This is a genomic window from Halomonas sp. IOP_6 (assembly GCF_021151565.1).
In the GTDB taxonomy this organism is placed as follows: Bacteria; Pseudomonadota; Gammaproteobacteria; order Pseudomonadales; family Halomonadaceae; genus Vreelandella; species Vreelandella alkaliphila.
Genome location: NZ_JAIRBO010000016.1, coordinates 25,317 through 36,001, shown reverse-complemented (window position 1 = coordinate 36,001; position 10,685 = coordinate 25,317). Strand labels below are relative to the sequence as shown.

Annotated in this window: 10 protein-coding genes and 1 pseudogene; 3 read left to right on the top strand and 8 right to left on the bottom strand. The window is 51.1% G+C overall.

Features of this window, described 5'->3' with window-relative positions; translation table 11 throughout:
- The first annotated feature begins 835 nt into the window (after positions 1-835).
- The gene (locus K7H08_RS18100; RefSeq protein WP_092490835.1) at positions 836-1,036 is read left to right on the top strand and encodes a hypothetical protein; all 201 of its coding nucleotides are present in this window, start codon (positions 836-838) and stop codon (positions 1,034-1,036) included.
- A 495-nt stretch (positions 1,037-1,531) separates the two neighbouring features.
- Positions 1,532-2,795 (top strand): annotated as a pseudogene (locus K7H08_RS18095) (ISL3 family transposase).
- 14 nt (positions 2,796-2,809) lie between these two features.
- Here the strand turns inward: K7H08_RS18095 and K7H08_RS18090 are convergent.
- The 5 genes from K7H08_RS18090 to K7H08_RS18070 form a co-directional block, all read right to left on the bottom strand.
- Positions 2,810-5,122: a heavy metal translocating P-type ATPase gene (locus K7H08_RS18090; protein ID WP_008958466.1), complete on the bottom strand. Its 2,313-nt coding sequence runs from the start codon at positions 5,120-5,122 to the stop codon at positions 2,810-2,812.
- A complete protein-coding gene (locus K7H08_RS18085; RefSeq protein WP_008958467.1) occupies positions 5,115-5,573 on the bottom strand; it encodes a hypothetical protein in 459 nt (152 codons plus the stop codon). The genes K7H08_RS18090 and K7H08_RS18085 overlap by 8 nt, the downstream gene beginning before the upstream one ends.
- Positions 5,574-5,600: 27 nt before the next feature.
- On the bottom strand, positions 5,601-6,938 hold the full coding sequence (locus tag K7H08_RS18080; protein ID WP_008958468.1) for an APC family permease: 1,338 nt from the start codon (positions 6,936-6,938) through the stop codon (positions 5,601-5,603).
- Positions 6,939-7,158: 220 nt separating this feature from the next.
- Entirely contained in the window at positions 7,159-7,503 is a 345-nt protein-coding gene (locus K7H08_RS18075) for a hypothetical protein (protein ID WP_022522184.1), read from the bottom strand.
- Positions 7,504-7,543: 40 nt separating this feature from the next.
- Positions 7,544-7,720: a DUF2933 domain-containing protein gene (locus K7H08_RS18070; RefSeq protein ID WP_008958470.1), complete on the bottom strand. Its 177-nt coding sequence runs from the start codon at positions 7,718-7,720 to the stop codon at positions 7,544-7,546.
- Positions 7,721-8,679: 959 nt separating this feature from the next.
- Between K7H08_RS18070 and K7H08_RS18065 the strand changes: the two genes are divergently transcribed.
- Entirely contained in the window at positions 8,680-8,964 is a 285-nt protein-coding gene (locus K7H08_RS18065) for a MerR family DNA-binding protein (RefSeq protein ID WP_231658662.1), read from the top strand.
- Between the two features lie 60 nt (positions 8,965-9,024).
- Here the strand turns inward: K7H08_RS18065 and K7H08_RS18060 are convergent, their stop codons facing one another.
- The 3 genes from K7H08_RS18060 to K7H08_RS18050 all read right to left on the bottom strand — a co-directional run bounded on the left by K7H08_RS18060 (position 9,025) and on the right by K7H08_RS18050 (position 10,677).
- Complete coding sequence (locus tag K7H08_RS18060; protein WP_157826517.1) at positions 9,025-9,198, bottom strand: hypothetical protein; 174 nt, start codon at positions 9,196-9,198, stop codon at positions 9,025-9,027.
- Between the two features lie 166 nt (positions 9,199-9,364).
- On the bottom strand, positions 9,365-9,775 hold the full coding sequence (locus K7H08_RS18055) for a hypothetical protein (protein WP_180096311.1): 411 nt from the start codon (positions 9,773-9,775) through the stop codon (positions 9,365-9,367).
- A gap of 131 nt (positions 9,776-9,906) precedes the next feature.
- On the bottom strand, positions 9,907-10,677 hold the full coding sequence (locus K7H08_RS18050; RefSeq protein WP_153843659.1) for a copper resistance protein B: 771 nt from the start codon (positions 10,675-10,677) through the stop codon (positions 9,907-9,909).
- Positions 10,678-10,685: the final 8 nt, after the last annotated feature.

The following is a 10,685-nucleotide window of genomic DNA, read 5'->3' as shown; positions in this document are numbered from 1 at the left end:
TCAGTTGTCGGTATCCCATACTCTGCTTCACTTTGGTCGGTAAGGCGGAGAGGGTACCGCTGCTGGCCCTCCTGCCTCTACCGTATGATCCAAAGTGCTGCAGTTATTCTATGAATTCAGGGTGACAAGAAATTTTTGGGTTGCATTGATCGAGATTCAGGAAAAACTCGATGTTTGGGCCTAAACGTCGTGCCAATAAAGGTTGGCGCTGACGATGCCAGAATTTCTCTCAAGATAATGTGGCGCGTTTTGTTGTTCCTAGAGGCAAAAAACAGGAATCAATGCTATGTCTCTCACCTCCATGTAATTCATAAAGGGCGTCAGTTTAAGATGGGCGAGCTAGTGGGGTTGGCAGAGACATGCACATAACAAGGCAAGCAAGCCTACGGTTGATGGAGACATTACATTAGAACTCACTAAAAGTCCGCTGTTGGCCGATTCTTGCCTTCTAAAGGGAAGTTTGCTGGCTGATCAAGCCATCCCTTTCAGGGCTGAGTAAAGGTCTATTTTCGTGAAGAAAAACTCCCTCTGCTTCACTTGATCGGTAAAGCAGAGGGGAGGGCTGTAACGTGAAGGCTTGTATTGCCAGAGGATAATCTTGCAAATACATATAAAAAATTGCTTATGATCAGAGTTTTATGCTTATGCGCAATTTTCAGAGGCGGGTGATAATGTTGAAGTGCATGCGCATTTTTCTAACGAGCCTTACTAGCAGGAAATGGTATTTACCCCATTTATATCAGTGGATTAGATGATTTTTGGCAAGGTAGGGCTTCCCAGATAAAACTCGCATGCGCATGAAAAAGTTTGTTAAATTACCTGAGAGGTCTTAAGCATGCACGAATGGGATGACGATATCGAGGCGCTTGATATGAGCGCTGCCGAAAAAAATGGCCTGCAGGTTTCTCGAAATTATATAAAGGCAGCGCAAGACGGAGAAATAAGTGATGAACAAATGGGGGCTTATAGCTATGCTAATGAGTTTAATAATTGTTTCGTTAGTCATGATCTGGAACCAGTTTCGAGAGGACCTTGATAAACCGCCACTTCATTCCTTGGCGTTTCACTGGCTTTTGAATCGCTTGCCCCCAAAATAAATACTGTCCTAGCAAGCGCTCATTCAACGTTAATTGCATGATCAGTTCCATAGCTACTCAATGGCCGGTGTATCTCATCACAGATGCGATCACATGAGAGGAAAGCGCTTAACAGTGGCTTTACATACCTCATCTGACGACTCAATATCTCACTCAGGATTCAACTCTGGCGAGTAGGTCGAACATATGCAAACGGTGTGCATTCACTCAACGACTTTTTGCCTGAAAGGTGTATCCTGGCGTTATCGAGCACTACAAAGTGAGAATACAGTTTTTTGCGCACTTAAAACTCGTCAAACGCTTTGATCACCGTCTTAGCTGTCACTGACCTCGTTGTGGTATGGCAGATCATTTTCGGCTCTTCGACGTTGGGTGTGGAATTCGCCCCCTGAGCTGGGCCAGAATATGACCTCCACAGCGGCAGGAGGTATGACATGGACGGCACCCAGATTCTAACACTCGGCCTGGGCTTGGAAGCGCCCTGGATCCTCAAGAACCAGTACCTGGATACCGCCGTGTCGCCCCACCGCTTGGACCTCTATGTCGAGGCGGAGCGAGGCAGTCTCTATCCCTGCCCAGAATGTGGTAAGGCCTGCCAAGCTCATGACTTTGCCGACAAAACCTGGCGGCATCTGAACTTCTTTCAGCATCACTGTTACCTGCATGCTCGCGTGCCGCGCACGAAGTGTCCTGACCATGGCGTCAAGCGCATAGAGGTGCCCTGGGCCCGGCCGGGCAGCGACTTTACCCTGCTGTTCGAGCAAGCGGCCATGTCACTGGTCAAGGAGATGCCGGTACTGGCCGTCTCCCGCCAGTTGGAGATTTCCGACAAACGACTATGGCGCATCGTGCACCACTACGTTGGCCGCATGTTGGGGGAACTGGATCTGTCCAAGGTGGTGACGGTCGGCGTGGACGAAACCGCCTCCCGGCGCGGTCATCGCTATGTCACGGTGTTCCTCGACATGCAGCGCAAGCGGGAACCGGTTATCTTTGCCGTCCCAGGCTGCGGCAAGGATGCCATCCAGGCTTTCAGCGCCTTCCTGGCGGCCCATGGCGGCGACCCGAATAATGTGGTCGAGGTCGTCTGCGATATGTCGCCAGCCTTCCTTAGCGGCGTGACCGAGCACCTTCCCAAGGCCGAGGTAACGGTCGACTGGTTCCATATCGTACAGACCTTCACCAAGCGGCTGGACGAGGTACGCAAGAAAGAGCGCCGGGAGCAGGGGCACCCCAAGTCGCTGCGCTGGGCCCTGCTGAAGAACCTGGATAACAAGAACCTGACACCCAAACAGCTTTCGGCGCTCTAGGAGTTGGTGGCCGATCAGAGCGCCACGGCCGATGCCTGGGTGATCAAGGAGAAGCTACGCTGGATCCAGAAGGCTCCAACGCCCAGAGCGGCTCGGTGGCGCATCACGGATCACGAACTACCTCAAGGTCATGCAGGCGGCGGTGTCTGAAAAGCCACTGCTGAAGCCGATGGGGAAAGCCCTGGCGACGCTTGAGCGGCACGCCGACGCGGTGGTCAGACGCTGGCTCTCGGGACTGACGAACGCAAGACTGGAAGGAATGAATGGTCTGTTCCAAGCGGCTCGGTCACGGGCACGTGGCTACCGGAACGAGGCCAACTTTATCGCCATGATCTACCTGATTGGCAGCCCGGTGGGCCGCCTATTCGATCAGGCCAAATCCACGTGAAGTGACGAAGAACCTTACTTAATAGCAATCATCCTAAGTCGTAAAGCATTGCCAATCACGCTCACTGAAGAGAGTGACATCGCCGCCGCCGCGATAATCGGTGATAACAGCATACCTGTGAAGGGGTACAAAATCCCTGCGGCAATGGGGATGCCTGCCGCGTTGTAAGCAAAGGCAAAAAAGAGATTTTGGCGAATATTACGCATGGTGGCTTTTGAGAGCTTATGCGCCGTGGCAATACCGGTAAGATCTCCTCGCAGTAGAGTAACCCCAGCGCTTTCTATCGCCACATCGGTGCCGGTTCCCATGGCAATGCCGACATCCGCTGTAGCCAGCGCAGGTGCATCGTTCACGCCGTCGCCGGCCATGACAACAATGCGCCCTTCATCACGGAGACGCTGAATCACTCGGCCTTTATCCTCTGGAAGCACTTCAGCTTCGACCTCATCAATGCCTAGCCGACGTGCCACAGCGTTGGCGGAGGTGCGATTATCGCCTGTCAGCATCACCACTCGAATGCCGTCAGCCTGGAGTGAACGAATGGCTTCTTCGGTGGTTTCCTTGACCGGATCGGCAATGGCGAGCAGCCCAGCTAAATTCCCGTCGATGCTCGCAAAGATGACAGTAGCACCGTCGCTGCGCAATTGATCGGCATGTGTGTCTTGAGACTGGGTGTTAACGCCCTCGCTTTCCATCAATAGCCGGTTGCCCAGGGCAATACGCTTGCCATCTATCTGGCCTATAACGCCCATGCCATTGGGAGCCTCGAAGTCCAACGCTTCTGTTAATTTTACCTCTGCCTCTTTAGCCTTTTCGACTATTGCATGGGCCAAGGGGTGCTCGCTGCCTCGCTCAAGACTAGCTGCCAAGCGCAAAAGCTCCGATTCAGCAATGCCTTCAGTGAGAATCAACTCGGTCACTCGTGGTTTGCCTTCGGTAAGCGTGCCGGTTTTGTCGACGACGACGGTGTCGACCTTCTCTAGACGTTCAAGAGCTTCGGCATCGCGAATCAACACGCCTAACTGGGCACCGCGCCCTACACCGACCATAATTGACATGGGGGTAGCAAGACCTAGCGCGCACGGGCAGGCAATGATCAGAACACTAACCGCCGCAATAAGGCCAAACGCCATCGGCGGGGTAGGGCCCCACAATGACCAGGCGATGAAAGCCACAACAGCAATGAGAATAACGACGGGTACAAAGATGCTGGCGACTTTGTCGGCAAGCCCTTGAATGGGTGCGCGGCTGCGCTGGGCGCTGGCGACCATTTGCACAATCTGCGACAGCATCGTGTCCTGGCCCACCTTGTCAGCGCGCATGACAAAGGATCCTTGACCATTGATGCTGCCGCCAATGACGCCATCGCCGACTTCCTTTTTCACCGCTAGTGGTTCACCGGTAACCATGGATTCGTCAACGTTGGAGCGACCTTCCATCACTTCGCCATCTAATGGCACCTTATCGCCGGGGCGCACCCGGAGACGATCCCCTACCTGAACCTGGTCAAGAGAGATATCTTCCTCATTGCCCTGATCATCAAGGCGTCGAGCGGTAGCAGGCGCCAAGTCGAGCAGAGCACGAATAGCGCCAGAGGTTTTTTCACGAGCGCGTAGCTCTAATACTTGTCCCAGTAAAACTAAAACGACAATCACTGCCGCTGCTTCGAAATAAACGGCCACCGAACCATCGGCTTGACGGAAGGCGTCGGGAAAGATGCCCGGTGTGAGGGTGGCCAGCAAACTGTAGAGCAACGCGGTGCCGGTACCGATCGCGATTAGCGTGAACATATTAAGGCTGCGATGCACTAGCGAACGCCATCCGCGTACAAAGAATGGCCAACCTGCCCAGACGACTACCGGCGTTGCCAGCAGCAGTTGAATCCAGTTAGAGGTTTGCTGGGAAATAAAATGCATAAGGCCAAACACGTGGCCACCCATTTCTAGGGCAAACACGGGGAGGGTCAGTACTAGGCCGATCCAGAAACGCCTGGTCATGTCCTTGAGTTCGTCCGAAGGGCCGGTGTCAGCAGAGACGGTTTCAGGTTCCAGCGCCATGCCACAGATTGGACAGTCGCCTGGGCCTTCTCGTCGAACTTCTGGGTGCATCGGGCAAGTATAAATAGACCCCGAGGGTACTGACGCTTGTGACTGTTTGCTTGGCTCAAGATACGCATCAGGCTTGGCAATAAACTTTTCCTGACACTTTTCTGAGCAGAAGTACCAAGTCTTACCCGCGTGATCGGCACGGTGGCGGGAGGTATGGGGATCAACGTCCATGCCACAAACAGGGTCTTTCACCTTTGTCTCGTTATGGTCTTCAGACATCGTTCATTCTCCCCGTTTGGCGAACAAGGCGCATGGCTTCGTGCTCTTCAAGTGCTAAAAGGGAATCTAAGAGCTCTTTAGCCTCAGGAATTTCCGCTTTGCCAACGAGGGTTCGATAAAGGTTTATCGTTTGTTCATGGAAATCAAAAACCTCTCGGCAAATGTCGTCAACACTTAGCGTGGAATAGGGCGCATCGCAGGTACGATGCGTACGGATAGGTTTATGCTCCAAATAGTCATAAACGTAGGTTTTTAATGCTTTCGCGTCAGCAGTCTGTTCAAAGCGCGCCACAACGCGCTGCATTTCCGCTTCCTGTGCAGCTAAGTAATTGAGCAACATGCGAGCGCGCTCTTCTTCGTGTATATCGGCGCAATGAGCAAGGCAAGCTGCAAGATGCTCGTGTAACTGACGGGTCCAATCGATCAATTCACCAAAGGTTCTAACGTCCATTTGGTACCTCCTATAACGCTATTAACGTTAATGAGTGTGAGAGTGCTCGCTATCGTTTGAAGCGTCGCGTTTGGATAGGAAAATCCATTCGCCGAGTAAAAGAGTAGCCATTACTACGCCAGCAACGATGAGCACCATGGGATCCGAGATGGCTTTTACCCATAAAAAGCCGATTAACACGACAGCATCTAGTAGTATGGCAATGCTAGGAATAACAGGATTAGCCCCCACTCTGTCCTTGAGATGACGAAGCACACCCCAGTGGATGGCCATATCCATGATCAGGTAGAAAATGATGCCTAATGCTGCGATGCGGCTCAGGTCAAAAAAAGCGGTGAGCACTAAGCCAAATACGATAGTGTACACCAGTGTATGCTTTTGTACACTGCCGGGCATGTGGAAATGGCGGTGAGGAACCAGCTTCATTTCTGTCAGCATGGCGAGCATGCGTGAAACGGCAAAGACGCTGGCGATGATACCGCCCGCCGTTGCCAACATGGCGAGAATGACGGTAAACGCAACTGCCGCTTCACCCAGTGCGGGACGGGCAGCGGCGGCCAGGGAGTAGTCTTGGGTTTCGATAATTTCAGGCAAAGATAGGTTGCTGGCAACGGCAAAACCGACAAGGGCATAGATCACCACGCATAGCGCAATCGAGATCGTGATAGCTTTGCCAAGATTCCGCTTAGGATCTTTAAGCTCCGAACCACTATTGGTAATCGTCGTGAAGCCTTTAAATGCCAGTATGCCGAGCGCCGTAGCACCTAAAAAGCCCGTTATCGTAGGCGTAGGTGCATCGTTGCCAGCACCCATTTCGATGGAGTCGGCAATAAACACGCCGACAATACCAAACACTATAATGCCACCTATTTTGATAAATCCGAGCACCGAGGCGACGGTCTCGATCAAGCGGTTGGCGGATAAATTGATCAAAAAGGCTATTAGCAGTAAACCAACCCCGAGTAGGGGCACAAATAGTGAACGATCCCCCAGGTCAAACAACTCAAGCGTGTAGGAACCAAACGTTCTCGCCAAAAAACTCTGTGCGATCACCATGGAAAAATACATCAGGAGGGCATGAAAGGCGGTGGGAAGCGTCGGGCCATACGCTTTCTGTAAATACATGCCAATCCCACCTGCTGATGGGAAGGTATTGGACATTTTAACGTAAGAATAAGCGCTGAAAGAGACAATGACGGCAGCGGCCAGAAAGGCTAGAGGAAATAGCCGACCAGTCATTTCGGCCATTTGGCCGGTTAGCGCAAAAATACCGGCCCCAATCATCACGCCGGTGCCTAATGCAACGGCACCGACCAACGAAAGACTGTTTTCTTTATATTGTGGCGTTCTATCCTGCCCAACCATGAAAGCGACTCCTTGTATTAACGGCAACCACAGCAGCAATAACTGCCGAGGACTCCTGTGCGGTGTTTTTTGATGCTATATAAATTAAAAATAGAACCTATGTGCAGCCACATGGCAAATGACTAACGGAAGGTCTGATTTTGCGAGGCCACAGGCAAGCAGCTCTTACCCTAAACTAGCTAGTCTTGCTCCTGGTTGTGTCATGTAACCGTTATGACTATTAATGACAGCTCCAAGGTTCCTGTTTAGCGTTGTCTTTAACGTTCTGATCGACGAAACGGTAATACTCCTTCTTAAAGCGGTTCCACCGATCAGCGCTGACCTGTATGTCATGGAGCTTGAGAATTTTTTCAACGTCATCGATGCAGAGCCTCAGCGCATCGTAAGCAAGGCTGATATTTCGGTTTTTCTCGTTGTAGACCACCTTATCCATTCCATAGAGTCGGTCGATATCTGACAGCGCTTCTTCAATGCGTTTGGATTTACTAGGCTTGATTTTTAAATTCCGAGTCACCAGTGTGTTTTTGGAAACACCCAAGCGGTGCTCTTGTTGTGTCGTTTTCATGGTCTTTCTCCCAGGCGCGTACATGTATATATAGAGTGGTTCAGTCCTTGTCTATTTTGTCCTTATGACCGCCGTGGTGTTTATGCATGAAAATATGCATCAGTGGGCATGCTGCCAAAAAGAGGAAAGGTAAGAACTGAAATAGGTGGAGACGGTGCTCGGTTCCAATCAGGTATCCCGCCCAAATGACAAACCCAGCAAGTGGCACCCACAACATCAGCAAACGACTACTTGTACTGTTACTCATAATCACCTCAGTAACTCGCCCAAAGAGCCAACAGCAGTTAAGGCCGTTGGTTTGGGAAAAATCAAATAAATAACCCCAATAACAGCATGGATGATTTGTCTGAACGCAACCTGAACAGCATCGGAGGGAAATATGATCCTGATCAAGCGCCTCGCAAAAAGTAGGCGATAATTACCCAAGCGGTATCCATAGCCTCATTCCCATCATCATTAGGTTTTCGGTGAGCGATACAAAGCTTAATGGGTATTACTGTTGCCGACACAGGCGCACTTGAGCTCACGTTTATCGAGGTATATCGCTTTAAAGACAGAACCTGTCACACGGTGCCAACGAATAGCGCCAGTGGCGCAGCCAGCCAGATAAGCGTATCGGCCAGCAATTAGTAGCTTCGGAAGTATCTAGGCGTGAAGGTAAACGTAACTGAAGGGGACTTGGCGCTGGGCGTGCAGGTCATAGTTGAGAAACATGGCGCTAAAGCTCGCTACGCCCTGCAGCTTTTGCAGACCCGGGGGTATGATCGCTGTGGCTACGGCATACTCTAGCACGCGTGCAGTGAATATTATGCACTGAACCTCCCAACTGGCAGAAAAATCGATGAGTAACGCAGTGGCAAAAATTGCCAGCACAGGGCGATAGGTGGTCGCATTAGGGTCTGAAACGCTAACTCCCAGGTGCTCATGAAGCTCTTCATAGCCGCCAATACGTTCATAGCCCAGATATCCCTGGGAAATCGTATCGACATGTTCCTGCTCTGTAAACGCGTCAATCTCTTATCGCGAAGTCAGCAGGTTTACGTTCACCTAAGGCCCATGTGCACGAGCAGGTCAACGATCTACAAGCCAAACGGACATATGTACTCTCCTGTTTGCAACCATAAGCGCGAGCGCTGGAGTGGGTCGTTGTCACCGTTATGAACCTCTATAGAGTCCTTGGGGCGCCTAAGTTTTATCGACTGCCTGCGTTCGCTGGGCGTTAGTCTTCCAGAGATCAAACAAATATTATCTTGGGCGGATCAAGGCACCGTAGAGTTTAATGAACCAGTACCACTCGCCACTCAAAGGCGACGTCTTCACTTGCGGACCCAAGAACTCCAGGTGATAGCGCGATGGTTAGATAACATGAACCAAGACAAGATGACTGAAAGCTTCAGCGTGCTCCCCTCGACAGGCGTACTGGTCCGAAAGCCGATGCGGCTTTGTGTCGCGGTGACTTGAAACTGATCCCCGACATCCCTCTCATCTTCCGATCCTGCGACTTCAGCAAAGTAACCTTCGTTAGCTGATCCGGCATCCCGGATCGAAGTTGTAAGCCATGTTCAGCCTGGCGTAGCCATAAAGCCCCACGGTGGTCTCTCCCACTTGGGTTTCCAGGGCCGAAACATACGTCGAGCCGATTGCCAAGGCCATAACCGTCATGCTGACCAAGGGAATCTTCTTGTTATTCCACATGATGACACCTCTTTATGAATTGTCTTGTTTTTACGCCGATTGCGGCACTATAAAGTTAGCGAAAATTCCTGAATTAAAGCTGAATTTGTTTGCCGAGATACTAGTTTTTCATAAAAAAGGTCAGCTCATGGCTGACCTTCTTAATTCGTGTCAAGACTAAAGGATATCAATAGGCGACATGTAGTTCATAATAACTGTTATCATCACTGCCTCCCCTTGATCTTCCTGTTACCTCAAGCTGATAATTACCCGGTTGCAGCTGACGAACAAGTTCGAAGCGCCCCCGTGGGCTGGAAGCTTCTGCTACCTGCTGTCCCGCCTCATTATAAAGAACAGCTGAAATGCGGTTGCCAGTGCTGGTAAATCCTGGAAAGTGCTCACTCACTACTTTCAGTGTAGTCGCTTGTTCAATGTTAATATTGAAACGCTTAGGTTGCCCCTGGGCAAGCATCTGTGTAGAAGATACGCCTCTTTCTAGTAAGGGAAGATTCTGTGTTGTATTGCCTAAGCTCGCTAATACAGGTGTAGAGAGGATACTTGCTACTACTGCACTAAAAACAATTGCTTTAATTTTCATGGTGGTTTACTCCGCTGGTTATTTACAATTTAATAATAACCTTAGAGTATGAATTGAAGCTGAATTTAGTGGTTTATTAGCAAAAAAAAACGCCACCTTTCGGTGGCGCAAGTTATAGAGTGCTTAACGATTTAAAACATTAACCTGACACCTGCCACCACGCCGGTATCTTCGGTATTATTCCCGCCAGCACGAGAAAGGTCAGCGGTATCGCCATACTCTTTTACCCAGTAAGCGCCCACGTAAGGCGCAAAGCGTCTGGTCACTTCGTAGCCCAGGCGCATGCCGACACGCACTGAGTTAAGGCCCTCACCCACACCAAACTCCTCAACTTCACTGGCGGCCACGGCAATTTCGGTGCGCGGCTGTAGGTAGAGCCGCTGAGTCAGGCGCAGATCGTATTCGCCTTCAAAACTGGCGGCCACGTCGCCATCTTCACTCACTTGTAATGCCACGTCGGTTTCAATGCCGTAGGGCATTACGCCTTGCAGGCCGACAACCCCATAGGTGCGTTCAGCGTGATCATCGGAGAAAACACCGCCTTGATAACCGATCCCCCCCTGTAACTCCCAAAAATCAGCCACTAAACGACTATAGAGTAGTTCCAAAGACTCAAACTCAGCATCTTCGCCGTCGCCCTGGACATTTTCGCCTTCTGACTTTAGGTAAATGCGGTTGATATCGCCGCCGTACCAGCCTTGAAAGTCCCATACCACGGCTTCTGGGCCTTTATCAGGCACGCTATATTCGAGCCGATCAAACAGTGCCATACCCATATTATGTTCCTCAGTGGGCGCTGGCCAACTGTCTGGTGCCGCATAGCCATCTTCGGCTTGAGCGGTCGTGGCGGCGGCCATGCCAAGGGCGGCGCTGGCGAGGGTTAAGTAGCGCTTAATTTTCATACTGCCTC